Below are 26366 nucleotides of genomic sequence, written 5' to 3'. Positions count from 1 at the left end.
GTGCCGTGATGGTCAAAATTTCGGTGTGTGGGCAGTGATGTCAGGTTCGCATGGTTTCTTCAAGCATGAAGAATGCATTCAGCAAGGCCTGCTTGCGATCAAGATGCAAACCGCGGGTCGCGCCCATCAGTTCGTTGATCTTTTCCCATACCTCCAGCCATTGATCAAGCGGTTGCGCGGCGGCCATGCGTTGCATGGCGGGCAATTCACCCTCAATGACCTCTCGCGGCGCCTGCCCTGTGGCGGCAAAGCGGATCATGCGCGCAAGCCACCAATGCAGAAGTTCGGTGATGGTGGCAAAGGCGGCATCCTTGTCTGCCGGCGAAAAACGCTCCGCAAACTTGTGTTGGGCCGCGACATCGGCCTTGGGAAGTGCGGCGATGATATTGACAAGCTCGGTATAAAGCTCAAGCCCGCCGACATCATGAAGCTGAAGTGCGCGTCCAATGCTGCCCTCTGCCAGACCGGACAGTGCGTCCCGGGCGCCAAGATCCATCTCAGGACAATAGCGTCCCAGAAGATCGACAACCTGATGATCGTCAAGCGGCGCAAGATTAAGACGCCGACAGCGCGAGCGTATGGTTGGCAACAAGCGCCCCGGGTGATGGGCAACCAGGATCATCATGGCGTTTGACGGCGGTTCTTCGAGAACCTTGAGGATCGCGTTGGCGGCGTTGCGGTTCAACTCATCTGCTGCATCGACAATGACGATCCGCCAGCCGCCCTCTGCCGAGGTTTTGGACATGAAGTTGCCAACGGTACGCACATTGGCGACCGTGATTTCTCCCTGAAGACGCTTTTTCTTGTCATCATAGAGGCGTTCTATAACCTTGAGATCGCCGTGACCGCCACCGGCAATACGTCGTGCAACCGGATCCTCGGGATCGACGTAAAGGCCATCACCCTGATCGCCAAACAGTCCTGCACCACCATTCTCGCCGCCGCCAGAGAGAATAAAGCGCGCCATGCGATAGGCCAGTGTGGCTTTTCCGACCCCTTTGGGGCCGCATAACAACCACGCATGATGCATGCGTTTGCTGTTCCAGGCATCAAGAATGGCTTTCTCGGCCTCTTCATGACCAAGAAGCGCATCGTTGCGGCGGGGTTCAAACGGATTTTCTTCTCCGGGAAGGTCGTCCTTGGCCATGCGTTCAGGCCCCCTGCCCTGCAATTCGGTCCCGAACGGCTGTAATTACGCGTTCACTAACTGCCTCGATCTCACCACTGGTGTCAATGACGACACAGCGGTCCGATTCATCGGATGCAATTTCTCGGAACCCATCGCGCAGACGCTGATGAAAATCCAGCCCCATGCGTTCAAAACGATCCTCGGCTGCGCTGACATTGGCAAACCGTGCACCGGCGCGTTCAAGGCCAAGCTCGATCGGCAGGTCAAAGATCAGGGTCAGGTCAGGTTTGAAATCACCAATCGCCAGCTTCCAGAGATTGCGAATGTAGTTCGCACCAAGTCCATGGCCATAGCCCTGATAGGCTACTGATGAGTCGGCAAAACGGTCACAAAGAACAACCTTGCCGTCCTCAAGGGCCGGACGAATGGTCCGTTCAACATGATCGCGGCGCGAGGCAAACATCAAAAGCGCTTCGGTAACGGCATCCCAACGGCTGGGATCACCAGTCAGAAGAAGATTTCGGATTTCCTCGGCACCCGGCGATCCGCCGGGTTCGCGGGTAACAACAACGTCCTTGCCCTGATCCCGAAACCACTTTTCCAGGGCACGTATCTGGGTGGACTTACCGCTGCCTTCCCCGCCCTCAAAACTGATGAACAAACTGGGCTTCGATGTCACCCGTTTGCCCCCCAGAGAAGATATTTGATCGCAGCACCAATGCGGCCAACAAAGCCGAGGCGCCCGACATCATGGGCTGCATAAAGCGGGAATTCGATTGCATCCTGATCAGGAACTTCGACCTTGAGCGTTGCAATCTGATCACCCTGACTGATTGGTGCCGGGATTGGGCCTTCGTAGACGACAGAGACCTTCATGTCGCGGCTTGCTGTGCGCGGCAAGGTCAGAAGAACTTCCTTGTCGGCAACCAGATCAACCTTGGTTTCCGAGCCAAGCCAAACATTGGCAGAGCTTACGGTTTCACCCTCGGCAAACAGGTCGTAGTTGTCAAATTCGCGGAATCCCCAATCAAGGAGTTTCTGGGATTCAGTGCGGCGTTCACGAACAGAGCCCAATCCGTTGACGACAAGAATAAGACGACGACCATCACGTTCGGCCGAGGCCGTCAGGCCGTAGCCGGCGGCTTCGGTGTGGCCAGTTTTGAGGCCATCGACGCCCGCACTGGTGCCCAAAAGCGGGTTACGGTTCGGCTGACGGATGCCGTTATAGGTGAATTCCTTGACGGAATAGAGCTCATAGAGGTCCGGGAAATTGCGAATGGTGTCCTGAGCCAGGATTGCAAGGTCGTGGACGGTTACAAGGTGGCCTTCTGCCGGCCAGCCTGTGGCGTTTTTAAAGACCGACTTGGTCATGCCGATTGCGCGGGCTTCTTCGGTCATTGCCTGGGCAAAGGCTTCTTCAGAACCGCCAAGACCTTCGGCGACCACAATGGCAGCGTCATTGCCCGACTGGACGATAATCCCGTGCAAAAGATCGGAAACGGAAACGTTGGAGTTCACCTCGACAAACATTTTCGAGCCGCCCTTGCGCCATGCCTTTTCGCTGACGTGGAAGGTATCGTCCAGAGAAACCCGACCATCCCTGATATACTTGAACAGCATATGGACGGTCATCATTTTGGTCATAGAGGCGGGCTCGGTCAGGGTGTCCCCTTCCTTGTTGAGCAGCACGGCCCCGGTATCAAAATCCATAATGAAGGCTTCGCGCGCATTGGTCTCGATTGCCTGTGCGCTTGCGGAAGTCTTCGACATTGCCATGACGGAACCAAGAATAAAGGCCCCGGCCACTACCCGGTTCAGAGTGTTTTTGAACGGAACTGGCGGCATAAAAGTCATGGCATTCAAACCCTGTTAAATAAATTCTCTAACCACCGGGACCCGGTGTATCCGCTATTTTGCTTATGTCGCAAATTCGGCAGAATTGTGCAACACCGCATGCTCAGTGCGTTAAAGCGGTAGCATAACCAGCTTTTTTTGATCAACATCCAGATGCAGCGGAACCGCCATCAGCGCATTCGACAACAACTTTCGCGCCGTTCTGGCCTGTGGCAATCACACGTTCCAGAAGGATGTCCGCTTCGGGAACGGTTTCCAGCGGGCCAAGGCGGACACGGTAGAAGGTCGTGCCCTTGATATCAATCGGTTCGATCTTGCTGGGGCCAAGGTCATAGAGACGATTGCGCAAGTTCAGCGCATTGTCATAGATCGAAAACGCGCCGGCCTGAACATAGATTGAGGACGATGTGACCGGCGTAACTTCAACAACCGCGGCTTCCTCAACCACGCCATCGAGCGGTGCACTTTCGACACTCGTGCTTGATGATGGCGGTGTCAGCTTGATCCGGGACGTCGTGGGCTCTCCACTGTCGGTGATTGGTTCGTCATCCAGACGTACGGTTTCGACAACATCGCGCGGGGCAGCACTTACCGTGTTTTGTTCAGCAACGGTTACTTTCGGGGCTGCCTTGCCCTGCGCAATGGCTGCGATCTGACGGCTGTCGGCCTCGATCACTTCAACCATGACCTTGGCCGTACCTTTGCGCTCAAACCCAAGCAGCTGGGCCGCACGGCGGGACATATCAATGATACGGCCATGGGCGAACGGACCGCGGTCATTGACCCGGACTTTGATGGACTTGCCGTTCTCAAGGTTGGTTACGCGAACGATGCTCGGTAGTGGCAAGGTGCGATGGGCCGCGGAAACCTCGTACTGATCAAAAATCTCACCATTGGCGGTTTTCTTGCCGTGAAATTTGGGGCCGTACCAAGAAGCAATACCGGTTTCAGTATATTCGTAGTCGACGGCCGGATAATACCACTGACCGGCAATCTCATAGGGGTTGCCAATCTTGTAGTTCCCGACCTGTGCCGGTTGCGATTGTCCGCCAAGTCGTTTGACGCCATGGACTGCAAGCTGCGTTTCTGCACACCCTGCCAGTAAAATGCCAAGGGCTGCGGCCGTCATCGCAAAACGGCCTTTGGATCGCAGATGTGCCAAGGCACTTTTTCGTGGTTTGGGCATCAAGGTGTCCCCGCTTGTAGATGCTCTGTCCATGCTCGTTCAGTTTTAAATCCGTTCTTCGGATTGTATTTTAACGGCCCGCAATTGCGTCAGCCAGTGTACCAACTGCAATCGCAAAGTATGTCGAGCGGTTCCAATGCATGATGGTATGGAAGTTGTTATAAACCATATATGCTGGACCTTCACCGTCATTTACGATGACAATTGATGCTTGCATGTCGGCAACAGGCAAGTCAGACCCGTTGGGCATGCGCACACCGAGCTCTTGCCATTCGGCAATCGGCTTGCGGATATCGCGGCCTTCAAGCTCCATATCGAAGTTTTCCGGCAGGGAAATCTTCCGGCCCCAACGTTCATCCGCGTGCCAGCCAACAGAAGACAAGTAGTTCGCAGCCGAGGCGAACACATCTTCCTTTGCGCCCCACAGATCAATCTTGCCATCGCCATTCCCATCCCGGGCATAGTTCAGGAAGGTAGATGGCATGAACTGCGCCTGCCCCATGGCCCCCGCCCAGGAGCCCGACATGTTTTCCGGCGCGATATGGCCTGCATCAATGATGGTCAAGGCGTTTATCAGCTCTTTACGGAAATACTCGGCACGACGGCCTTCGAACGCCAATGTGGCCAAGGAATCAACCACCGAATAGCCGCCGGTAAATCGCCCGAACCCGGTTTCAATGCCCCAGAACGCGGTCAGGTAGTGGCCCGGAACCCCGTACTTCTTGGCCGCGGCGTCAATAACTGCGCGGTTTTCGGCGTATTTTCGACGGCCTTCGTTCACACGCGACTGCGGCACAACGCGATCAAGGTACTGCTCAAATGTCAGCTTGAATTCCGGCTGACTGCGATCATATTCGATCACCTTGGGGATCGGTTGGGTGTCAGCAAAGGCAACATCAAGGGTTACCTCTGAAATGCCCTTGCTGGCGGCTTCCTTTTTGAACTCAACGAGCCATTCGTCGAACCCTTCGGTGGTGAATTCTGGAAGTTCCTCATCGGTCTGTGCAAAGGCCGGTGCATGTGCCGCCATAACGGCAACGACGGAGGCGGCGGTAAGCAGTTTCCAGAATTTCATCTAAGCCTCATCCAATCATGTATCAGTTTTCAGCCCCGGGTGCTTGCGGCCCAGGGAACCACGCATCTGTTCGACCGGTCCAGTAATAGGCGGTCAAACCAACCCATTCACGCAAACCACGGCCAAGGGATTTGATACCCCCTGAGACGTTAAGACTTGCTAAATGGAGCTCATCTGAGGTGAATCTGTCGACCGGATACGGGATGACATTCCAGCCGGCCTGACGGAACGCCCCGACAGCGCGCGGCATATGTTGTGCGGAAGTAATAAGAACCCAAGGCTTTCGAGCAAGTTCAGGCCAGTCGCGATACACCATTTCAAGGGATTTCGTGGCGTTCTCATGCGTGTTACGTGATTGCGCCTCAAAATACATGTTCGGTGTCTTAAGACCCGAATCGTCTAGCCAGTTTTCAAGCACAGCGGCTTCACTAAACCCACGCTCTGTCAGGTTGCCATCTCCGCCGGTAAACAGCATGGGTTTGTCTGGATACAGGCTTGCGACGCGCAGCATGGCAAACAGACGATCTGCCGACGCGCCAACATGCATTTCACCGCGTTTTAGATAACTTGAAGGATCAAGGCTGCCTGCCAGCGTTACTGCACCAGCAAATTCCATTTCCGCGAGGTCTGGTTTCTCAAACCGTGTTTCCAAAGTGCTCGACAAGATTGTGCCAACCGGAATCACCGTAATCAGCAACGACGCCCCTGTCACAAAAATCAATCCACCTATCGCGAACCTGCGGGTTCGTTTGAGGATCAAAAGGCCAAACAAAATTGCGAGCAAGAGACCATGCATGAAAGCGGTATTGATCAGAATGCTAAGTGTTTTTGACAGAAAGTAGAACACGTCTGGAAATTCCAAAAAGAATTGGTTTGCGCAATGTGCTTACCATACTGAAATCAAGATAAATCACCAGCATTCGCTGCAATATTGGATTGCCCTATTGACAGGTCATCCTCCCCAATTTATTGAAAGCGCCCAGAGCGTAATATGCTCCAACCGGTTTTGCGGAGAGGTGGCAGAGCGGTTGAATGCAGCGGTCTTGAAAACCGCCGTGCCTTTACGGGTACCGTGGGTTCGAATCCCACCCTCTCCGCCACTTTATCCAGGACAGAGCAGAACCAGTTCAGCAAACGCAAGGCGATGTTCCTTGCTAGCTGCCTAGCCGTATCTGCCGTGACGTCACAATCGTCGAAAGGTCATTGATATGAGCGAACTGCCACCCTGCCCCAAATGTGAATCCCCTTATACCTATGAAGATGGCGAACTGTTGATTTGCCCGGAATGTGCCCATGAATGGTCACTGACGGCGGCGCAAACAGATGCAAATGTCGTTCGTGATTCCAATGGTACGCCGCTTGCGGACGGCGATACCGTTTCGGTGATCAAGGACCTCAAGGTCAAGGGATCATCATCTGTTGTTAAAGTCGGCACCAAGGTCAAAGGCATCCGCCTTGTTGATGGCGACCACGATATCGACTGCAAGATCCCCGGCATCGGCCAGATGGGACTAAAATCGGAGTTCGTTAAGAAGGTTTCTGAATAAGCGATCTTTTAACAACCAACCCGAAAGAAAAAGCGCACCAAATTTGGTGCGCTTTTCTTGTTTTCAGGTCGCTCGTTTTAATCCGCCCCGCCACTTCGGAGGGTCGATCCCGGTTTTGGTTTTAGGACACGCTGAATGAACAGTGTGCCGATAGCCATTCCGACCCCGATGAGATCGGTAATCAGGCCACCCGAAATCATGAACAGGGCGGCAATGATCAACAGAATGCGCAGGAACCAGACAGCACTGCTTCCAAGGAACCAGCCTTGTACGCCTGATGACAGCAGGAAGACGCCAACGACAGCGGTTACCAGAGCCTGACCAATCTGAAGGTAAGTGCCATCCATCAGAATGGATGAGTTATAGAAGAACATGAAGGGCACGATGAAGGCGGCAATACCGATCTTGAACGACGCAACAGATGTTTCCATCGGGTTGGCGCCCGATATCCCCGCAGCCGCGTAGGATGCCAATGCCACCGGCGGGGTGATTGCCGACACCACGGCGAAGTAAAACACGAAGAAGTGTGCCGTAAGTGGTTCAATTCCAAGCTCAATCAAGCCCGGCGCAACCACAGATGCCGCCACGGCATAAGCTGCGGTTGTTGGCATGCCCATGCCGAGCAAGATGGCAATCAGCATGGCGAAGACCAGTGCCAGAAGTTGGGAGGCTTCGGCCAGACCAAGCAGCAGGTTCGAGAAACGTGCACCAACACCCGTAAGTGCAATCACCCCGACGATGATACCAGCGCACGCACAGACCGCGATGATCTGAATCGACATGCCACCGGCAAGCTCAAAGGCCTTGGCAACAGCCCGCACACCAACGCGGTTTGGTGTCAGCCAACTAACAACCACAGCTGCCACCGTGGCAAGCGTCCCTGCCCTGATCACGGAGTATCCGAGGAACAGCGCAATGATCAAAATGATGATCGGCAGGAACAGGAAGACCTTTTTGACCATGGCGTCAAAGCGCGGCAATTCGTCATCACGCATGCCGCGCATGCCAAGCTTGGCAGCCTCGAAATCAACCATGAAATAGATCGATACGAAATAGAGGATGGCAGGGATGATGGCCGCAATGGCGATGTCGGTATAAGGAATACCGGTGATCTCGGCCATGATGAAGGCACCTGCCCCCATGATCGGCGGCATAATCTGGCCGCCGGTCGAAGCCGCCGCCTCAATCGCGCCAGCGGTCTTCTTGTGATAGCCAACCTTTTTCATCAGCGGAATGGTCAGCGACCCGGTGGCAACCACGTTACCCGCCGAGGTGCCATTGATCATCCCCATCAGACCGGATGCAAAGATGGCAACCTTTGCCGGACCACCACGGGCCCGACCGGCAACCGAAAATGCAAAGTTCACGAAATAGTCGCCAACCTTGGAGGCCTGCAGGAAGGCCGCGAAAATGATGAAGAGAATGATGTAGGTCGACGATACTGCCGTCGTCGGGCCAAGAATTCCGGCGTCGGTATAGACTTGGCTAAAGAAGCGCTGCCAGGTGATCGATGGTGACTGCAGGAAGCCCGGGAGGAACTCACCAACGAAGACGTAAACCAAGAAGATCGTCGCAATAATGACGAGTGCCAGACCGGCAACGCGGCGTGTCAGTTCCATGATCAACAAGGTGCCGGCAACAGCTGCGATCGAGATCCCAATCGGTGCAAACGGTGTACCGGTCGAGTTGCGCATCAGGGTGCCGTAAATCGTAATCAGATAGACGGCAACAGCAACGCCACAGACACACAAAACAAAATCTGGTGCGGAATATCTGTCGCGCGATGTCTTATGGAACCAGGACAGAACGATCCCGCCAACCGTTGCGATCAGAAGCGGTGTTCCGAACATCCAGGTTTCATTGAACTTGATGGTGGCATCAATGCCGTTCCACATCACGCCGTTCTGGATGTCGAATGCGAAGCTGATGGCCATGCCCGTTGCCATGAAGGCCGGCACCAAAAGGACATAGGACAGATAGCCTAATAACGGCGTTGAGGTGCCCGGGGTGTCACTAAAGCTGTTGGCGGAATACCACAGGAAACCAAGTGCCAGTGCGCCGGCGACGTGGACAATGCGGAAATTCCAGGTTTCAAGCGGGAAATCCGGCAAGAATGGCAAATTGACAATGCCACCCGTCATGCCGGACAGAGAAACACCATTGAGCGCGAGCATATGAAACGCCGCATAAATCGCCGCAGAGATCGTAATGAAGGTCAGTGCCTTACCCTCAAACAATCGACGATTATGTTCGACCGGTTCTTCGTCCACACCATCGGCAATGAGGTGTTCGTCTTCCACCTGGCTTTTGTCTGACATCTATTCCCCCGCACTCACGCAAGATTGTTTTTGGCCACAGGCAAGCTGGTAATCGAAATATGGCGGACCGTCCATAAGGACAGTCCGCCTTTCAAATGTTTTGTAAACAGAGATCAGTTGATCATGTCTGCCGGAATGGATGCACCATTCTCGTTGAACCACTTCGCAGCACCCGGGTGCCACTTCATGACCTTGTTCTTGTCCCAGTTACCCGGAACAGTCGAACGGGCTGCACGGTGGATCGAAACCATCCGATCATTGTCAGACATCACAACGTCAGTGACGGCATAAACAAAGCTTTCCGGAAGATCGCAGTTGGCGATCGCAAAGTTCCACATCGAAACCGAGCGTGCTGCTTCGGTCAGCGTCGTGTAGGTGTCTGCAGAAATGTCGAACTCGGATACCGGGAAGGCATCCATGATCTGTTTCTGTTCATCTTCGGTGAACTCGATGATGTTCACATCGGTCTGAACTTCCAGCTGGCTAACAGCCGGAACCGGAACGCCTGCCGCGAACGCGATCACGTCAAGCAGACCATCCTGCAACTGACCACCAAGGTCAGACCAACCGCCATTGCGGCGTTCGAAATCAACACCGAGTTCTTCAAGCATACGCGGGAAGTAGGTGTCGGACGTCGAACCAGCCGGTCCGAAGCCGATCTTTGCCCCTGCCGGAATATCGGCAACCGAGCCGATGCCAGAAGACGACAGTGCAGTGATCGAGAACGGGGTCTGATACATCGGGAACATTGCACATGCATTGGTCATCTGCAGTCCCGGTGCAATTGGGTTGGTCCCCGCAAGCGATTCAGCCGCCGGGCCCATGGTCGTCATGCCAAAGGCAGCTTCGCCGGTATGCACAAGGGCCATGTTCTGCATCGGACCACCGGTGACTTCGCCGCCACCCGAGATGCCGAGTTCTTCAGCCACAAGGTTGGCCCAGCCAGAACCGTATGCAAAATAGGTCCCGCCCTGAGACGCGGTGCCGACGGTGAAGCTTTCAGGCCAGCCGTCACGATCCTGTGCCACGGCAGCCGTGCTCCCGAACGCGAACGCGACCGCCATCCCTGCAAATAATGCGCGTTTCATTAATTTCCTCCGTTTATCGGTATTTTGTGAGAGTTCGCCACAAGTCATTTCCTCATATGGGGAAACTCGAGGTTGATGGCAATGTGGTTCTTAATCAATACCGAAAACGGTGAAATTTCATAGTGATGTCGATCTCTCGTATTATTCTACTTTAGTCGCAAGGACGGCGTTTGCAGTGCCGGTATTCAACGCATGATCCGTTCGCGATTTACTATTCAAGTCACAAGGTATTACTCGGCGCCGATGGAATCCTTCGTCCTCGATATCAGGTGTTTTCATGGACTCCCGGCTTAGTGCGAAAAAAGGCTGTAGTTTTTTATTGCGTAAAATCCCTTACTGCTGCACGATTTGTGCAATGCGGTCGTTAATGGTGATGTCTAACCGTCTGAAACCGCAGTTTTCTTCATAAAACTGCAAAATATCAGTGGAAATGCTCTCGTTGGACAGGCAATTATTGACGGAATGAGAGGCGCTTTGGCGTGTCTTGTGGGGGAGCATCTGTTTTCAGGTGCTAAGACGAACGAAGAATATAAGACTCTCAACAGGGATTATTTAAACTCGATATGAGCACAGACATACCCGCCCTGCAGGTCGAAGGGATGTTCAAAAGCTTTGGGGAGCATGAAGTTCTCAAAGGAATTGACCTCACGGCCAACACCGGGGACGTGATTTCGATTATTGGTTCGTCCGGATCGGGCAAAAGTACGTTTCTGAGATGCATCAACCTGCTTGAAACGCCAAATGCTGGCGAAGTTCACGTCAAAGGTGAACTGATCCGCATGAAGACGCTCAAGGACGGTTCACAGGAAGCCGCCGACAAAAAGCAGCTTCAACGTATCCGCACCAAGCTTGCCATGGTCTTTCAGAGCTTTAATCTCTGGAGCCATCTGACCATTCTTGAGAACGTGATCGAAGCACCGGTCCATGTTCTGGGGGTGCCCCGTAAAGAAGCGATCGAGCGCGCCGATGCGTTGCTCCAAAAGGTCGGGATGTATGAACGTCGGGATTATTATCCCGGTCATGTGTCCGGCGGCCAGCAGCAACGTGCCGCCATTGCCCGTGCGCTTGCCATTTCACCGGACGTTTTGCTGTTTGACGAGCCGACCTCGGCGCTTGATCCGGAACTGGTCGGTGAAGTTCTTCGCGTTATGACCGATCTTGCCGAAGAAGGCCGCACGATGTTGGTGGTAACCCATGAGATGGGCTTTGCCCGCGGCGTTTCTAGCCATGTCATGTATTTGCATCAGGGACGTGTCGAGGAATTCGGCAATCCGACTGATGTTTTCGAGAATCCAAAATCGGAACGCATGAAGCAGTTTCTTCAGCGCGATTTCTGATCTGGGCAGACCAGGGCCTGGTGTGCCTTGGTCTTAAGAATGGGAGTGCCGTGGTGCACGCTCCGTTCCAATCAACAAGGGAGACTATGAATGAAAAACTGGATCAAGGTTGCATCTGCCGCAGCAGTTGGCGTTGCACTGAGCGCTTCGGCAGCAAGTGCTGATTGGGATAAAGTCGTTGTTGCGACCGAGGGTGCCTACCCTCCGTTCAACATGATGGACGACAATGGCAACCTCATCGGTTTCGACGTTGATTTCACCAACAAGCTTTGCGAAACCGCAAATGTTGAGTGCGAAATCGTTGCACAGGACTGGGACGGCATGATCCCGGGTCTTCTGGCCAAAAAATATGACGCGATCATCGCGCAGATGTCGATCACCGAAGAGCGCAAGCGTTCCATCGACTTCTCCGATTATTACAGCAACACCCCGGCGGTGTTCGTTGGTAAAGACGGCATGAGCATCACCGCCTACAAAGACGGCGAAGTCATTGAAGACGCTCTTGATGGCATGGTTGTTGGTGTTCAGCGTTCGACCACGCACGCCAACTTCCTTGAAGACAACTTCATGGATATCGAAATCCGCATGTACGGCACCCAGGACGAAGCCCTGCTTGACCTGACCGCTGGCCGTATCGATGCAACCCTTGCTGACTCCGGTACCCTCGAAGCTTGGGTTAACTCGGAAGAAGGCGAAGGCTATGGCTTCGTTTCCAACCAGTTCGCACCGAGCGAATGGTTCGGCGAAGGTGCCGGCATCGGTATCCGCAAGGAAGACCAGGACCTGAAGGAAATCTTCAACAAGGCCCTGGCTGAAATGCTTGAAAACGGTTCTTACGACGAACTGAACAAGAAATACTTCCCGGCGATCGATCTGCATCCGAATTGATCTGCCTGAGGCATCTGGGGCGGCGAACTGTTCGCCGCCCTTCCCTTATTGTTGTGCGTTGTTTGTAAGTCAGGGGTGACAGTCACGCGCAGCATCAAGGAAAGCTGGAGATACCATGCTCGATTTATACGGCCGCGGCTGGCAGATGCTTGAAGGGGGACTGGTGACAGTTCAGCTTTGCCTGACCGTCCTGCCATTCATGATTGTTATTGGTTTGTTGGGCGCGTCTGCAAAGCTGTCGCGTTATCGCACACTGCGTGTGATCGGGGAAAGCTATACCGTTCTTATTCGTGGCATTCCCGAGCTTCTTGTTATTTTGTTGATTTATTTCGGCGGCACAATGGCCGTCCAAGGCCTTGCCGAGCTTATTTCCGGCGAGGAAACCCGTGTTGATATTCCGGCCTTCTGGTCAGGGGTTGCGGCCCTGGCCCTGGTTCAGGGTGCATTTGCATCCGAAGTTTTCCGTGCGGCGATGCAGTCGATCCCGATTGGTCAGATCGAAGCGGCAACCGCCTGTGGCATGACGCCGATGCAGATTTTCATGCACATCAAGCTGCCACAGCTGTGGCGCTTTGCCCTGCCGGGCTTGAATAATCTGTTTCAGGTCCTGATCAAGGACACTGCGCTTATTTCGGTCGTCGGCGTCGAAGAGATCATGCGCAAAGCCGCCATCGGTGCCGGGACGGAAAAGGCGCCGTTCACTTTCTATCTGGTAGCGATGCTGATGTTTCTTTCATTTACAACGGTTTCGTTGCTGGTCTTCAACTATCTTGAAAAGCGGGCGGCCCGCGGTGTGGCGAGGGCGTAGCAGATGTTTGAAGATCTCATATATGTTCTCGGCAAATATGATACCTGGCTGTGGCGCGGGTTCCTGCTGACCATTGAATTGCTGGTGATTTCGGTCACGCTGGGGACCCTGCTTGCCATTCCGCTCGCCGTTGCGCGTGTCTCGAAAAAGGTCTGGATACAGGCCCTGCCCTTTGCGTTCATTTACGTGTTCCGTGGCACGCCTCTGATCGGGCAGCTGTTCATGATGTATTATGGCGTCGGGCAGCTGATCGCGAACATTGATGGCATTCAGGACCACTGGACCTGGACTTATTTGCGCGATCCATATTGGTATTGCCTGCTGACATTCGTTCTGAACACAGCGGCTTACGTCGCGGAAATCATGCGTGGTGGCATTCAGAACGTGCCGAATGGCGAGCTGGAAGCGGCACGCGCTTGTGGCATGTCGCCCTGGATCACTTATCGCCGCATCATTTTCCCGCGCATGTGGCAGATGATCTGGCCTGCCTACACCAACGATGTGATTTTTACGTTGAAGGCGACGTCGTTGGCGTCCACCGTCACCATGATGGAGCTGACCGGTGCTGCACGTAAAATTGTTGCCCGTACCGCCCTTCCCTACGAAGCGTTCATTTCGGCCGGTGTGATCTATCTGATTATCGTCTATACCCTGACCTTTGGCTTCAAAGGGATCGAACGTTATTTGCGTCGTAGCGAAGTGCGCAAGGAACCAAAATCAGGTAAAGCCAAAGCAGTATCTGCCTGATCGAATACCCATATCAAACCCGGCCTTTGGAGACGGAAATATCCAACCTTATTGGTTGGAGATCCTGATCCAGCCGGGTTGTTTTGCCCCACATCCCCATCTTTCAGGATTTCGAAATGCAAGAAGAACGCATTGAACTCGTCCGCCCGCAAATGGGCACATCACGCGCCCTGACCGTGCGTTGCTATGGCAAACCCGGCCAAGGCCCAAAGGCCTATTTTCAGGCGGCTTTGCATGCCGATGAATTGCCCGGCGTGATTACCCTGCATCACCTTGAATCCCTTTTGAAACAGGCCGATGCCAAGGGCGAGATTACCGGTGAAATCGTTATCGTGCCGTTTGCCAACCCGATCGGCTTTACCCAATATGTCGATATGAAGCCGCTTGGCCGGTTTGAGCTGCGCAGCGGCCAGAACTTTAACCGGCATTATCCGGACTTGAGTGCGGCACTGATTGATGCGGTTGCCGGAAAACTGGGTCAGGATGCAGATGCCAACGTTTCCCTGATCCGGGCCGAATTGCGCCGCCTGATCAAGGAACACCGCAAGGACGTCAGCCCGCTGACCGATCTGCAGGATTTGCGGCTGACACTCGCCGAACTTGCGATTGATGCAGACTATGTGATGGATTTGCATTGTGACTGGGAAGCGCCGATGCATCTTTACATCAGCGACCATAATTGGCCCGATGCGGCCGACCTTTCGGCACAGATCGGATCGGAATGCAGCTTGATCGCGGAAATCAGTGGTGATAACCCGTTTGACGAGGCGTTCAGCCGTCCGTGGGTCGAACTGCGCCGTGCCTATGGCGACAGCTTCCCGATCCCGATGGCGACCCTGGCCACCACGATTGAGCTGCGCGGTGATCGTGACGTCTATGACGAATATGCGATCAAAGACGCCGAAAACATGTTCAAGTTCCTGCAACGCCGTGGTCTGGTGGCGGGCGACCCAGGGCCCCTGCCCGAAGCCAAATGCGACGCAACGCCGCTTTCGGGCGTTGATCGTGTCATGGCGCCGCAGGGCGGCATGGTGGTATTTGGCGTGGAAGCCGGTGCAAAGGTCAAAGCGGGTCAGGAACTGGGCTACGTTCTTGACTGTGAAACGGGTGAAAAAACGCCGTTTTCGAGCCGGACGGATGGTGTTTTGTATTCGCGTATTGGCATCCGTCTGATCGTCCCGGGCGGCTATCTGTGCTCGGTCGCTGGGGATACGCCGCTTGAGGGGCGTGAAGGACAACTTTTGTTGTCCAAGTAACGCAGCTTTCCCGTGTTCTGATTGAAACTGTGTTTTGAGACGGATCGATTGATTGCCGGGTGAAGGTTGGATACCTTTCAGGGCAGCTGATTGATCCGTCTTTCGCGTTCGTGTCCCATGGCATCGAACGCTTTGATGGACTAACTGCACCATCCAGATTGCCGGTGCATTATAAGGAATGTTTGATGTTTGATCCAAATACCGTTTCAGAAGTGATTTCTGCTGCAAAGGACAAGGCTGTGGCAGATGCCGATACGGCCCGTCGCGCCATTTCTGTTCTGGATCTGACCAGCCTGAATGATGATGACGACGAACAGGTCATCGAAGCGCTTTGCAAGCGTGCACAAACCCCGGTCGGCAATACGGCGGCTGTTTGTGTCTATGCACCGTTTATCAAAACCTCATGGCGGGCATTGGGCCAGTCTGGTGTCAAAACCGCAACCGTGGTGAACTTCCCCGAAGGGGGCACCAATGCGCAGCGCGTTGGCGACGAGACCGCCAATTGCGTTTCCAAGGGTGCCGACGAGATTGACCTTGTCTTCCCCTACAAGGCGTTTCTGGAGGGCGACGTTGCGACTGCGACCGAGGTTGTGGATGCGACCCGCATGGCGTGCGGCACCATGACTACCATGAAAGTCATCCTTGAAAGCGGCGAGTTTAATGACCTTGCCAAGCTTTATGAAGCCGCCCGCCTTGCCATCAAGCATGGTGCGAATTTTGCCAAAACATCGACCGGCAAGGTTTCGGTTGGTGCAACGCCGGAAGCCGCGGTTGCCATGCTGACCGCGCTTCGTGATGCGCGTGACGAGGACGGCATTGATGCCGGTTTCAAGGCGTCAGGTGGGGTGAAAACGACTGCTGACGCGGCTCTTTATCTTGCGATTGCCGATTACATCATGGGCGATGGCTGGGCAACACCGGAAACCTTCCGTTTCGGGGCCAGTGGCGTTTTAACCGCATTGCTTGAAACCTGTGGCGTGAAACCGGGCGATGCGCCGGCCGCGACTGGCAACTACTAGAATTTATAACTATCTGCGGGTGATCACATTGCCCGCATCAGGTTTGAAGGAAGACATCAATGGCACGTGCCATCATTATCGTGGCGGACAGTTTCGGGATCGGTTCGGCACCGGACGCAGCAAAATTCGGCGATCAGGGCTCCGATACCCTTGGTCATATCGCAGAACAATGCGCCAAGGGCCTTGCGGATAGCGACAAGCGCAGCGGGCCACTCAATGTGCCGAACATGGTTGCACTTGGTCTTGGTGAAGCCGCCAAGGATGCCACGGGGCGCGTGCCTCCCGGGCTTGATCATGGCGGCGCGATGATTGGTGCTTTTGGTCATGCCAAGGAAATCTCACGCGGTAAGGATACGCCAAGCGGTCATTGGGAAATCGCCGGTGTGCCGGTCGATTTCGATTGGGGCTATTTCCCCCTTTCTGTTCCGACCTTCCCGGCCGAACTGACCGATGCCCTGATTGCACAGGCTAAACTGCCCGGTATTCTTGGCAACTGTCATGCATCGGGCACGACCATCATTGCCGAGCTTGGCGAAGAACACATCAAAACCGGCAAGCCGATTTGCTATACCTCGGCCGATAGCGTGTTTCAGATCGCTGCCCATGAGGAACATTTTGGTCTGGACCGTCTGTATGAGGTTTGTGAGACCGCCTTCAAACTGGTGGAGCCATACAATATCGGGCGTGTGATTGCCCGTCCGTTCGTCGGTGAAACGCCGGCCGATTTCAAGCGGACCTCAAACCGGCGCGATCTTGCCGTGCCGCCGCCCAAGCCGACGCTGCTCGATCATTTCAGCGATGCCGGTGGCAAGGTGATTTCTGTGGGTAAAATTGCCGATATTTATGCCCATCGCGGGATTGCCAAAAAGGTCAAGGCATCGGGGAATATGGCACTGTTTGATGCCATGATGAACGAGATTGCCGAAGCTCCGGATAACAGCATTGTGTTCACCAACCTGGTGGACTTCGACATGGAATTCGGTCACCGTCGCGATGTGGCCGGGTATGCCAACGCGCTTGAGGAATTTGATAAACGTATTCCTGAGCTGCGCGCAGCCCTTCAGCCCGGCGATCTGGTGATCATTACGGCCGATCATGGATGTGATCCGACCTGGCGTGGCAATGACCATACGCGCGAATTTGTACCGATCCTGGCATTTGGCCCCGCCATTGCGCCCGGTCCGTTCGGAATGCGCGAAACCTTTGCCGATATCGGGCAAACGGTTGCCGACCATCTCGGGATTGCGCCGCTGGCCGCCGGAACGTCCTTTTTGAATGGATAATGTGGAATGAACTGGCAGTTCGGACAAAGTGAACCTTCAAATTCGCCGATCAGGATCGAGGCGATTGTCGATACGATTTGTCCGTGGTGCTATATCGGCAAAAAGCGCCTTGAAAAGGCGTTGGCGCGTGAAAAACTTGATAACCTGATCATTCACTGGCGCCCCTTTCTGCTGAACCCCGATATGCCAAGCGGCGGTATTGATCGCAAACTCTATCTGTCAGCCAAATTCGGCGGCTCCGAAAGTGCCGAACGGGTTTACAAGGCGATCGAGGATGCGGGTGCAGCTGTTGGTATTCCGTTCAAATTTGATAAGATCAAAGTCACCCCGGATTCAACGGACTCTCATCGTCTGATCTACAAGGTCTGTGCCGAACGCCCCGCCGTGGGCAATGACTTGGTCGAAGACCTGTTTGTCGCCTATTTCCTGGAAGGTCAGGATATCGGTGATCAGGAACTTTTGGCCGATATCGCTGTCCGGCATGGCGAGGACCGAAATGAAATCCTTGAATATCTGGCCGGTGACATGGACCGGGAATTTGTCGGTCAGGAAAACCGGGTTGCCCATCAGATGGGCGTAACCGGTGTTCCATGCTTCCTGTTCAATAGTCGTCACGCCCTTTCGGGTGCGCAGGAACCAGACATCCTTCAACGCATGATCCGGTTGGCCCGACAGGAAGAAATTCCGGTATAAATGTCGCGAAAAAAGTAAAAAGAAAGGCGGGATAACAATATGTTACCCGCCTTTTCTTTATGTCGCGACTGCGATATCCGACAGCCGTTTCATCAGCCGTTTAAGCCCCTCAAGCCGGTCGGTTGGGCCGTCCCAGCCAGCGGAATAGACCATCTTGTGATCCGGGCGCAGGCGCGCGACACCTACCTGTTGCTGGATAAAGCCAATCAGTCCGGCCGGGTTCGGGAACTCGTTATTCCGCAGCGTGATCAAGGCACCTTTCGGACCGGCATCAAGCTTTTCGATATTGGCAACACGGCACCATTGTTTGATGGTGACAACGTCCAGAAGGTTTGCGACCTCCTTGGGCAGCTTGCCGAAACGGTCGATCATCTCGGCCGCGAACTGGTCAACTTCTTCCCGCGATCTCAGTTCCGAGATCCGGCGATAAAGACCAAGCCGCACACCGAGATCCGGCACATAACGGTCCGGGATCAGGACCGGCATGCCGATATTGATCTGCGGAACAAAGCTTGCTTCTTCGGATGCATCGATCTCGCCCTTGGCCTCGGCCACGGCTTCTTCGATCATCTGCTGATACAGCTCGATCCCGACTTCCTTGATGTGACCGGATTGTTCTTCGCCCAACAGGTTCCCTGCCCCGCGAATATCAAGATCGTGGCTCGCCAGATTGAAACCAGCCCCCAAGCTATCAAGCGTCTGCATGACTTCGAGGCGCTTGAGTGCCGTTGCCGTCAGCTTCTTGCCGTTTGGCAAGGTCAGATAGGCATAGGCACGCTGTTTGGATCGCCCGATACGCCCACGCAGCTGATAAAGCTGTGCCAAGCCAAACATATCGGCCCGGTGGATGATCATGGTGTTGGCGTTGGGGACATCAATACCGGATTCAATGATGTTGGTTGCCAACAGCAGATCAAACTTCCGGTCGGTAAAGTCTGTCATGACCTGTTCAAGGTCACGTGCGCTCATCTGACCATGGGCAACGTCAAACTTGATTTCAGGCACAAGGTTTTCAAGTTCCTTGGCCACCCGACCCAATTCATTGACCCTTGGGCAGACATAGAAAATCTGCCCGCCACGATGGCGTTCGCGCAAGATGGCCTCGCGCACGACCACCGGGTCATAAGGCGTGATATAGGTCCGAACCGCCAAACGGTCGACCGGTGGTGTCGCAATGATCGAAAGTTCCTTTACCCCGGTCAGCGCCAACTGCAAGGTTCGCGGAATTGGCGTCGCCGTCAGGGTCAGAACATGCACATCGGATTTCAGCTCCTTGAGCCGTTCCTTGTGCTTCACACCGAAATGCTGTTCTTCATCAACGATCAGAAGGCCGAGGTCCTTGAAATGCACGCCAGTGCCCAACAGCGCATGAGTGCCACAGACGATATCAACATGGCCGCTTTCGATGTTCTCCTTGACCAGTTTGGCATTCTTGCCCGTGACAAGGCGCGAAAGTTGTTCGACCCGAACCGGCAGACCTTCAAAGCGTTCCTTGAAGTTCAAGTAATGCTGACGACACAAAAGCGTCGTTGGCGCCACCACAGCAACCTGCTTGCCCGACATTACGGCGGCGAAGGCCGCGCGCATGGCGACTTCTGTCTTGCCAAAGCCGACATCACCACAAACAAGACGGTCCATTGGCTTGCCAGCCGACAGGTCATCAAGCGTATCGCGGATCGCGCGGGCCTGATCTTCGGTTTCGGCAAACGGGAACCCCGCGCAGAATTCGTCATAGGCCCCTTCGGGTGCCTGAAGCGTTGCGCCCTTGCGAAGGTGGCGTTCGGCGGCAACCTTGATCAGCTTGCCCGCCATGTCGCGGATGCGCTCGCGCAGCTTGGCCTTACGCGCCTGCCAGGCAACACCGCCCAGCTTATCAAGGATCGAGACGCCCTCGTCCGAGCCATAGCGTGACAACACCTCGATATTTTCGACCGGGACAAACAGCTTGTCGCCGCCGTCATATTCAAGTTCAAGACAGTCATGTGGCGCGCCACCGGCCGTAACGGTTTTGAGGCCTAGATAACGCCCGATACCGTGTTCAAGGTGAACCACAAGGTCACCTTCGGCAATTTCGGATGCTTCGCGCAGGAAGTTATCGGCCTTGCGACGACGTCCGCCCGGGCGGCTCATGCGATCGCCAAGGATATCCTGTTCGGTAACGAGCCACAGGCCCTTGCGCCGGAAACCGCGTTCGATATCAAGGATGACCACGCCGACATGCTCATGGGTCAGATCATCGGCGATGTCTTCCCAGCATTCGCAAGGCACGACTTTGCCCACACCATGTTCACGCAGCAGCGAAACCATACGATCACGCGATCCGTCGGAATAGGCCGCGATGACAACCTGATTTTCCTTGCCACGTTGCGTCGTTATGAATTCACGCAGTTCGTCATAGAGATTGACGTCCGCACGGGCGCGGATATCACCAAAATCGCGCCCTGCCCGCGCACCCAGGTCAAAGATGCCGCGCTCCGGGTTTTCATCATCGTAATACGGCGAAAATTCCAGAACCGGGCGGTCCGACACCATGCGGTCGAACTCTGCCTGATCAAGGTAAAGCCGTTCTGGCGGGACCGGTTTGTAAACGTTATCGCCCGAAAGCCCACCACCCTTGATGTTCAGACGCGCCTGATAATAATCATCAATCATCTCAAGGCGGTTTTCGATCACTTCGCCATACTGATAATCAAGGCTGACGATGGTGTCTGGCAAATAGGCAAAGATGGTGTCGAGCCCATCATGGAAAAGCGGCAACCAGTGTTCCATCCCGCCATATTTCAGGCCGTTGGAAATTGACTCATACAGTGGATCGGTCTGTGACACCGCGCCGAACAGCTCGCGATAGCCGCTGCGGAAACGCGAAATGCTGTCCGGATCAAGATAGACCTCACCCACGGGCAAAAGGGCGATTTCCTTGATCTTGCCGACTGTGCGCTGGGTTTCGACGTCAAAGCGTCGGATGCTTTCAATCTCGTCGCCAAAGAAATCAAGACGCACCGGCTCTTTCATGCCCGGCGCAAAGATATCGACAATGTCACCGCGAACCGCATAGTCGCCCGGTTCCATCACCTGTTCGGCGCGATTATAGCCCATCCGTTCGAAATAGGCGGTCAGTTCAGCACGGTCATATTCACTGCCGGCCTTGAAGGCCAGCTTGCCCTTGCGCATCACATCAACCGTCGGGACGCGCTGAATGGCCGATGCCGCGGTTGTCAGGACAATACGTCCGTTTCCGTTCGTAGATTCCACCCCATCGGCAAGGGTCGTCAGCGTTTCAACGCGACGTGCCGTTACTTCGGAAATCGGCGATACCCGGTCATATGGCAGGCAGTCCCAAGCAGGCAGGGTCAGGACTTCAATTTCACCGGCAAAGAATTGCAGTGCCTCGGCCAACTGGGCCATGCGCTTGTCATCGCGTGCGATGTGAAGAACGGTTTTGTTCTTGCCAGCACTCTCAAGTAACTCGCGCAGGATCAGGGCGTCGGCACCTTCAGGCACCCCGCCGACCCGTTTGCGACCATTGGTCGATATGATTTCTTTAAGCTTGTTCAATGTCTTGTCAGGCGTTGCTAAGCGCACGGATCATGCGCAGGACATCGGTGTCATACGGCGCGGGTGCTTCTTCCTTGCCGGTGGCCCATTTGAAGAAATCGGCATCCGGAACTTCGTTGATCAGGGTTTCAAATGTATCAAGCTGCTCTTCGGTCAAGGTCGCAAGATGCTTGTCCATGAAACGGCCCATCAGGATATCGTTCTCCTTGGTGCCACGGTGACTTCCCCGGAACAGCAGCTTTTTACGGCGCATTTCAAGGTCCGATACGGTGTCGCTCATTATACGATCTCCTGACTTCCTCGGCAGTGCCTGGCGGGCGGCGACTGCAGCCTGTTCTGTGGCATGGTTTGTACGGCAAATTTTCCTACGGGTCCATGCCGTGATCGGGTCATTTTGCATCAAATGATGACTTGAAGGTTGTGGCGGGATAGTTTTGTTGTATACCCGTGCCATAAACGCAATTGTTCTATTAACGTTCTCATCGAAAGTTTCAACGAAAACCGTCATGCGCCCGGAAATTCTGTTCCCGCTTTTTGCTGAAATCGACACGCTGGCCGGTATCGGACCGCGCCTTAAACCGTTGGTGGCGCGCCTGATCGGTGGGGAACATGTGGCAGATCTGCTGTGGCATTTGCCATCTGGCATCATTGATCGCCGGTTTTCGCCGGACCTTTCTGACACCATTGACGGTTCGGTCGTAACCATGGATGTCTGGGTGGAACGGCATGATCCCGCGCCCAATCGGCGCCGTCCGTATCGTGTGATTTGCAAAACCCAAAGCGGCACGCTGGTTCTGGCATTTTTCAATGCGCGGGCAAAGTACCTGAATGATATCTTGCCGGTGGGTGAAAAGCGCATTGTTTCAGGCAAGATTGATCATTATCGCGGGGAATATCAGATCACCCATCCCGATCGCATCGGGACAGAGGAAGAACGTTCTGAAATCCAGACGGTCGAGCCGGTCTATCCGATGTCTGCCGGAGTGACGGGCAAGACGCTGACCAAGGCGGTGCGCGCAGCGCTAGAAACGCTGCCCGATTTGCCGGAATGGCATGATCCGGCCTTGGTTGATCGCCACAAATGGCCGGATTTGAAGACGGCACTGTATACGGTTCACAATCCGCAGGACGAAACCGACCTGTCACCCGATCATCCGGCGCGCAAACGCCTTGCCTATGATGAATTACTGGCCAACCAGCTGGCCCTGACATTGATCCGTTCCAAGATGCGCAAACTGGGCGGTCGTGTGACCAAAGGCGATGGACACTTGCGCGATGCGCTTGGCAATCACCTGCCCTTTGCCATGACCGGTGCGCAGCAGCGCGCGCTTGGTGATATCTATGACGATATGGCAAGCGAGGGCCGCATGCTGCGCTTGCTGCAAGGGGACGTCGGGTCGGGAAAAACCGTGGTTGCCCTGATGGCGATGCTGAATGCGGTCGAATGTGGTCGTCAGGCAGCCCTGATGGCGCCAACTGAAATCCTTGCCCGGCAGCATTTTGAAACCATTTCACCACTGCTTGAGCAAATCGGTATTAAATGCGCCATTCTGACCGGCCGTGACAAGGGCAAAGCCCGCAAGACCGCCCTGGAAGGTTTTGTCAATGGAGAAGTCCAGATTGCCGTCGGAACACATGCCCTGTTTCAGGACGACGTGACCTTCCATGATCTGGCCTTTGCGGTCGTCGATGAACAGCATCGCTTTGGCGTGCATCAACGCTTGATGCTGGCGGGCAAAGGTCAGGCAGTGGATGTTCTGGTCATGACGGCAACGCCTATTCCACGCACCCTGACCTTGACGGCCTTTGGAGATATGGAAGTCTCGCGGCTTGATGAAAAGCCACCCGGTCGGAAACCAGTTGATACCCGTGTCTTGCCGATTGATAAGGTCGATGATGTCATTTCGGGCATCGGACGTGCCATGCACAGCGGCACCAAGATTTACTGGGTGTGCCCGCTGGTCGAAGATTCAGAGGTTTTGGACCTGCAAGCGGCAGAGGAACGCTACCGGGTATTGGCCGAGCTGTTTGGTCCGGAGCGTGTCGGCCTTGTTCATGGCAAGATGAAGGGCAAGGAAAAGGACGAAGTCATGGAAAAGTTCGCCCATGGCGATACCTCCATCCTTGTCGCGACGACCGTGATCGAAGTCGGGGTGAATGTGCCCGAAGCAACCATTATGGTGATCGAGCACTCCGAACGCTTTGGCCTGGCACAGCTTCACCAGCTGCGCGGTCGTATCGGACGTGGTGACGCGGCATCGACCTGCTTGCTGCTCTATGGCAGCCCGCTTGGACAAGTTTCCAAGGCTCGCCTCAAGATCATGCGTGAAACCGAGGACGGCTTCATTATCGCTGAAGAAGATCTGAAGCTTCGCGGCGCCGGGGAAGTTTTGGGGACACGTCAAAGTGGCCTGCAGGAATACCGGCTGGCCAATCTCGAACTGCATGGCGACCTGTTGGCGATTGCACGCGATGATGCGCGTTTGATTGTCGAACGTGACCCGGACCTACAAAAGACCCGTGGTGATGCGCTACGGCTGTTGCTCTATCTGTTCGAACGCGACGAAGCGGTTCGGTATTTCCGCTCAGGATAACAAACAAGGGCGCACCTTTTGATGCGCCCCTTTCTTCTAAAGCATGCAGGTTGTTCAGTGATCACGCGTCTTCAGGTGTCTTGCCGTCCTTTGGCTGCGTGTCACTGTTTTCTGTCCGTGCAGGTATGTCGCGCGAGACCAGGATTGGAACGTTTTCCTTTTCGCGCAGGGTATCGACATCCTCGTAGGTTTTGGCTGAGACCTGCGGCTGGTTGCGTTCTGCTTCCGGGCGACGGTCCGGCGGGGTGACGATGCCGCCCGACATGACCATCTTGATGGCTTCTTCGACCGTCATATCAAGGATCACCACATCACGCTTGGGCACGAACAACAAAAAGCCCGAGGTCGGGTTTGGTGTGGTGGGCAGGAAGATATTGATCACCTTGTCTTCGGTCAGGTTCTGAACCTCACCCGTCGTCTCACCGGTGATAAAGCCGATCGCCCACATGCCGCGACGCGGATATTCCAGCAGGACAGCCTGACGGAACGCATTGGACTGGTTGGCCAGAACCGTTTCAAGGATCTGTTTTACCGCGCCATAGATGCTGCGCACTGCAGGGATGCGGCCAAGAATGCGTTCGTAAAGCTTAATTAACGCTCGACCGGCAAAGTTGGTGGTGAACCAGCCAACAACGGTGATAAAAACGATAACGACCAGAAGGCCAAAGCCGGGAATCCCGTAATCTTCATAGCCGACCGGAAGATAGGATTCCGGATTGTAGTGCGCCGGGATCAGCGGGATGACCTTGCTGTCGACAAACTCGATGAACCACCAGGCAAGCCCGAAGGTAATTGCAAGAGGTGCACTGACAAGCACACCGGTCAGGAAATAGGCTCTTATCCGGGCAAACATACCCGGACTTGGGATAACATGATCCGAACTCTTGTTTTCCGGATCATTACTGTCGTCGCGCTTGGCGTTCATTGACCACCTGTGCAAAAGAGCCAAATATCAAGAGCCAAAACTGCAAGATTAGTCTTTGGCTTTTGATCATTGTACGTGAGAATATGGCGAAGCTGGGACTTAAAGCCGGGTTATTCCCGCTTCTTAAAGTGATAGCAGTATTCAAGTTTGCGGTGCAACCAACAAACCGTAATTTGCAGATCAGAATTGTTGTGGAGACGTTTTGCAGGTCTGGATTGTTGAATATATTTACGATGATGACGGTTCGGTCGGGATCAAAACCGCCAAGGTTCGCGCGCCTGATTATGAAACCGCACGGCAGTTTGCCATCGGTGATGCGCCGACCCAGGATTTTGTGATGTCGCTCCATCCGGAGTCCGAGGAACAGTTTCTTGGAACCCCCGGTATCCGGGCCCGGGAAATGACCGGCAAGGTCGTGCATGAAGTCCCTGACCCGGACGATGATTTGGAAGAAGATGATGACGATTACTGAACTTGATGATCAGCGAACCTTTTTGCCCCGACCTCTTATCGGTGTCGGCGCCGTTGTCTGGCACAAGGACCATGTTCTTTTGATCCAGCGCGGTAAGGAACCCCATGCTGGCACCTGGAGCCTTCCGGGTGGTGCGCAGGAACTTGGTGAAACCGTCCGCGACGCGGTTTGCCGCGAGGTTCTGGAAGAAACCGGGATCAAGATTTCAAGCCCGATCCTTGTCGATGCGGTGGACATGATTTCCACCAACGACGATGACAAGGTCGAATATCACTACACGCTGATCGATTTTGTCGCGGTGGCGCTTAATCCTGACATCACGTTGGGCGGTGATGCCGCCGATGCCAAGTGGGTCAATGTCAAGGAAGTCACCAAATACGCGCTTTGGAACAAGACCATCGAAATCATTGCCAAATCGCGCGACGTGCTTTCGAAAGGCTGAGCTCGTCTATTTTCGTTCAAGCGATATAGCATGAAAAAGGCGGCACCCCAAGGATGCCGCCTTATACATTGAGAGGCACGAACATTTGGTATGATGTTCGTGCCTCTTTTCATTTGGGAGCCTGCGTATACGCAGGCTCCCGGATCCGTG

Annotated in this window: 23 protein-coding genes and 1 tRNA gene; 13 read left to right on the top strand and 11 right to left on the bottom strand. The window is 54.6% G+C overall.

The annotated features are described in order from the left end of the window. Positions 1-40 precede the first annotated feature (40 nt). From ACXAIA_RS07720 to ACXAIA_RS07695, 6 genes are all read right to left on the bottom strand, one after another. Positions 41-1147: a DNA polymerase III subunit delta' gene (locus ACXAIA_RS07720; protein WP_475348836.1), complete on the bottom strand. Its 1107-nt coding sequence runs from the start codon at positions 1145-1147 to the stop codon at positions 41-43. A gap of 4 nt (positions 1148-1151) precedes the next feature. Further along, entirely contained in the window at positions 1152-1808 is a 657-nt protein-coding gene (gene tmk / locus ACXAIA_RS07715; protein WP_475348835.1) for a dTMP kinase, read from the bottom strand. Further along, a complete protein-coding gene (locus ACXAIA_RS07710; RefSeq protein ID WP_475348834.1) occupies positions 1805-2983 on the bottom strand; it encodes a D-alanyl-D-alanine carboxypeptidase family protein in 1179 nt (392 codons plus the stop codon). The genes tmk and ACXAIA_RS07710 overlap by 4 nt, the downstream gene beginning before the upstream one ends. Positions 2984-3125: 142 nt before the next feature. Then, positions 3126-4169, bottom strand: coding sequence for a septal ring lytic transglycosylase RlpA family protein (locus tag ACXAIA_RS07705; protein ID WP_475348833.1), 1044 nt, complete (start codon positions 4167-4169; stop codon positions 3126-3128). 70 nt (positions 4170-4239) lie between these two features. Further along, entirely contained in the window at positions 4240-5244 is a 1005-nt protein-coding gene (locus tag ACXAIA_RS07700) for a lytic murein transglycosylase (protein WP_475348832.1), read from the bottom strand. Between the two features lie 22 nt (positions 5245-5266). Next, positions 5267-6106 carry a YdcF family protein gene (locus ACXAIA_RS07695; protein ID WP_475348831.1) on the bottom strand — a complete coding sequence of 280 codons (840 nt, stop codon included), beginning with the start codon at positions 6104-6106 and terminating at the stop codon, positions 5267-5269. A 148-nt stretch (positions 6107-6254) separates the two neighbouring features. Between ACXAIA_RS07695 and ACXAIA_RS07690 the strand changes: the two genes are divergently transcribed. Together ACXAIA_RS07690 and ACXAIA_RS07685 are read left to right on the top strand one after the other, a co-directional pair. After that, positions 6255-6344 (top strand) — tRNA-Ser (locus ACXAIA_RS07690). Positions 6345-6452: 108 nt separating this feature from the next. After that, on the top strand, positions 6453-6791 hold the full coding sequence (locus ACXAIA_RS07685) for a zinc ribbon domain-containing protein YjdM (protein ID WP_475348830.1): 339 nt from the start codon (positions 6453-6455) through the stop codon (positions 6789-6791). 77 nt (positions 6792-6868) lie between these two features. Here the strand turns inward: ACXAIA_RS07685 and ACXAIA_RS07680 are convergent, their stop codons facing one another. Together ACXAIA_RS07680 and ACXAIA_RS07675 are read right to left on the bottom strand one after the other, a co-directional pair. Then, the gene (locus ACXAIA_RS07680) at positions 6869-9109 is read right to left on the bottom strand and encodes a TRAP transporter permease (RefSeq protein ID WP_475348829.1); all 2241 of its coding nucleotides are present in this window, start codon (positions 9107-9109) and stop codon (positions 6869-6871) included. A 113-nt stretch (positions 9110-9222) separates the two neighbouring features. Then, positions 9223-10197: a TAXI family TRAP transporter solute-binding subunit gene (locus ACXAIA_RS07675; RefSeq protein ID WP_475348828.1), complete on the bottom strand. Its 975-nt coding sequence runs from the start codon at positions 10195-10197 to the stop codon at positions 9223-9225. A 563-nt stretch (positions 10198-10760) separates the two neighbouring features. Here ACXAIA_RS07675 and ACXAIA_RS07670 point away from each other — a divergent pair. The 8 genes from ACXAIA_RS07670 (at position 10761) to ACXAIA_RS07635 (ending at position 18228) form a co-directional block, all read left to right on the top strand. Continuing rightward, entirely contained in the window at positions 10761-11534 is a 774-nt protein-coding gene (locus ACXAIA_RS07670; protein ID WP_475346023.1) for an ABC transporter ATP-binding protein, read from the top strand. A 90-nt stretch (positions 11535-11624) separates the two neighbouring features. Beyond that, complete coding sequence (locus ACXAIA_RS07665; protein ID WP_475348827.1) at positions 11625-12422, top strand: transporter substrate-binding domain-containing protein; 798 nt, start codon at positions 11625-11627, stop codon at positions 12420-12422. Between the two features lie 115 nt (positions 12423-12537). Further along, positions 12538-13230, top strand: a complete 693-nt coding sequence (locus ACXAIA_RS07660) for an ABC transporter permease (protein ID WP_475348826.1) — start codon at positions 12538-12540, stop codon at positions 13228-13230. 3 nt (positions 13231-13233) lie between these two features. Next, positions 13234-13977: an ABC transporter permease gene (locus ACXAIA_RS07655; protein ID WP_475348825.1), complete on the top strand. Its 744-nt coding sequence runs from the start codon at positions 13234-13236 to the stop codon at positions 13975-13977. Between the two features lie 116 nt (positions 13978-14093). Further along, positions 14094-15233 (top strand): succinylglutamate desuccinylase/aspartoacylase family protein, encoded by a 1140-nt coding sequence (locus tag ACXAIA_RS07650; protein WP_475348824.1) that lies wholly within the window; start codon positions 14094-14096, stop codon positions 15231-15233. A gap of 185 nt (positions 15234-15418) precedes the next feature. Continuing rightward, positions 15419-16252 carry a deoxyribose-phosphate aldolase gene (gene deoC / locus ACXAIA_RS07645; RefSeq protein WP_475348823.1) on the top strand — a complete coding sequence of 278 codons (834 nt, stop codon included), beginning with the start codon at positions 15419-15421 and terminating at the stop codon, positions 16250-16252. A gap of 59 nt (positions 16253-16311) precedes the next feature. Beyond that, complete coding sequence (locus ACXAIA_RS07640) at positions 16312-17535, top strand: phosphopentomutase (RefSeq protein WP_475346029.1); 1224 nt, start codon at positions 16312-16314, stop codon at positions 17533-17535. 6 nt (positions 17536-17541) lie between these two features. Next, a complete protein-coding gene (locus tag ACXAIA_RS07635; protein ID WP_475348822.1) occupies positions 17542-18228 on the top strand; it encodes a DsbA family oxidoreductase in 687 nt (228 codons plus the stop codon). Positions 18229-18285: 57 nt separating this feature from the next. On the opposite strand, the gene mfd is transcribed toward ACXAIA_RS07635, so the two are convergent. Both mfd and ACXAIA_RS07625 read right to left on the bottom strand, forming a co-directional pair. Further along, positions 18286-21783, bottom strand: a complete 3498-nt coding sequence (mfd, locus tag ACXAIA_RS07630) for a transcription-repair coupling factor (RefSeq protein ID WP_475348821.1) — start codon at positions 21781-21783, stop codon at positions 18286-18288. A gap of 7 nt (positions 21784-21790) precedes the next feature. Beyond that, the gene (locus ACXAIA_RS07625) at positions 21791-22063 is read right to left on the bottom strand and encodes an FAD assembly factor SdhE (RefSeq protein WP_475348820.1); all 273 of its coding nucleotides are present in this window, start codon (positions 22061-22063) and stop codon (positions 21791-21793) included. A gap of 226 nt (positions 22064-22289) precedes the next feature. Here ACXAIA_RS07625 and recG point away from each other — a divergent pair, with 226 nt between their 5' ends. Beyond that, complete coding sequence (recG, locus tag ACXAIA_RS07620; RefSeq protein ID WP_475348819.1) at positions 22290-24377, top strand: ATP-dependent DNA helicase RecG; 2088 nt, start codon at positions 22290-22292, stop codon at positions 24375-24377. 61 nt (positions 24378-24438) lie between these two features. Here the strand turns inward: recG and ACXAIA_RS07615 are convergent, their stop codons facing one another. Next, on the bottom strand, positions 24439-25302 hold the full coding sequence (locus ACXAIA_RS07615) for a DUF502 domain-containing protein (RefSeq protein ID WP_475348818.1): 864 nt from the start codon (positions 25300-25302) through the stop codon (positions 24439-24441). 202 nt (positions 25303-25504) lie between these two features. On the opposite strand from ACXAIA_RS07615, the gene ACXAIA_RS07610 reads away from it, so the two are divergent. Continuing rightward, positions 25505-25774 (top strand): hypothetical protein, encoded by a 270-nt coding sequence (locus tag ACXAIA_RS07610; RefSeq protein WP_475348817.1) that lies wholly within the window; start codon positions 25505-25507, stop codon positions 25772-25774. Next, positions 25758-26216 carry an NUDIX hydrolase gene (locus tag ACXAIA_RS07605; RefSeq protein ID WP_475348816.1) on the top strand — a complete coding sequence of 153 codons (459 nt, stop codon included), beginning with the start codon at positions 25758-25760 and terminating at the stop codon, positions 26214-26216. Before ACXAIA_RS07610 ends, ACXAIA_RS07605 begins: the two co-directional genes overlap by 17 nt. Positions 26217-26366: the final 150 nt, after the last annotated feature.

This window comes from Thalassospira sp. ABL2_045 (assembly GCF_056161285.1).
This window is presented reverse-complemented; position numbering and strand designations above follow the sequence as displayed.

Bases quoted from the DNA above. Each gene is read 5' to 3' on its own strand.
- recG (WP_475348819.1), top strand. From the start codon at position 22,290: ATGCGCCCGGAAATTCTGTTCCCGCTTTTTGCTGAAATCGACACGCTG.
- ACXAIA_RS07705 (WP_475348833.1), bottom strand. From the start codon at position 4,169: ATGCCCAAACCACGAAAAAGTGCCTTGGCACATCTGCGATCCAAAGGC.
- ACXAIA_RS07665 (WP_475348827.1), top strand. From the start codon at position 11,625: ATGAAAAACTGGATCAAGGTTGCATCTGCCGCAGCAGTTGGCGTTGCA.
- deoC (WP_475348823.1), top strand. From the start codon at position 15,419: ATGTTTGATCCAAATACCGTTTCAGAAGTGATTTCTGCTGCAAAGGAC.
- ACXAIA_RS07700 (WP_475348832.1), bottom strand. From the start codon at position 5,244: ATGAAATTCTGGAAACTGCTTACCGCCGCCTCCGTCGTTGCCGTTATG.
- ACXAIA_RS07660 (WP_475348826.1), top strand. From the start codon at position 12,538: ATGCTCGATTTATACGGCCGCGGCTGGCAGATGCTTGAAGGGGGACTG.
- ACXAIA_RS07615 (WP_475348818.1), bottom strand. From the start codon at position 25,302: ATGAACGCCAAGCGCGACGACAGTAATGATCCGGAAAACAAGAGTTCG.
- ACXAIA_RS07635 (WP_475348822.1), top strand. From the start codon at position 17,542: ATGAACTGGCAGTTCGGACAAAGTGAACCTTCAAATTCGCCGATCAGG.
- ACXAIA_RS07670 (WP_475346023.1), top strand. From the start codon at position 10,761: ATGAGCACAGACATACCCGCCCTGCAGGTCGAAGGGATGTTCAAAAGC.
- ACXAIA_RS07685 (WP_475348830.1), top strand. From the start codon at position 6,453: ATGAGCGAACTGCCACCCTGCCCCAAATGTGAATCCCCTTATACCTAT.
- ACXAIA_RS07680 (WP_475348829.1), bottom strand. From the start codon at position 9,109: ATGTCAGACAAAAGCCAGGTGGAAGACGAACACCTCATTGCCGATGGT.
- ACXAIA_RS07605 (WP_475348816.1), top strand. From the start codon at position 25,758: ATGATGACGATTACTGAACTTGATGATCAGCGAACCTTTTTGCCCCGA.
- ACXAIA_RS07710 (WP_475348834.1), bottom strand. From the start codon at position 2,983: ATGACTTTTATGCCGCCAGTTCCGTTCAAAAACACTCTGAACCGGGTA.
- ACXAIA_RS07675 (WP_475348828.1), bottom strand. From the start codon at position 10,197: ATGAAACGCGCATTATTTGCAGGGATGGCGGTCGCGTTCGCGTTCGGG.
- ACXAIA_RS07650 (WP_475348824.1), top strand. From the start codon at position 14,094: ATGCAAGAAGAACGCATTGAACTCGTCCGCCCGCAAATGGGCACATCA.
- ACXAIA_RS07625 (WP_475348820.1), bottom strand. From the start codon at position 22,063: ATGAGCGACACCGTATCGGACCTTGAAATGCGCCGTAAAAAGCTGCTG.
- ACXAIA_RS07655 (WP_475348825.1), top strand. From the start codon at position 13,234: ATGTTTGAAGATCTCATATATGTTCTCGGCAAATATGATACCTGGCTG.
- ACXAIA_RS07720 (WP_475348836.1), bottom strand. From the start codon at position 1,147: ATGGCCAAGGACGACCTTCCCGGAGAAGAAAATCCGTTTGAACCCCGC.
- ACXAIA_RS07640 (WP_475346029.1), top strand. From the start codon at position 16,312: ATGGCACGTGCCATCATTATCGTGGCGGACAGTTTCGGGATCGGTTCG.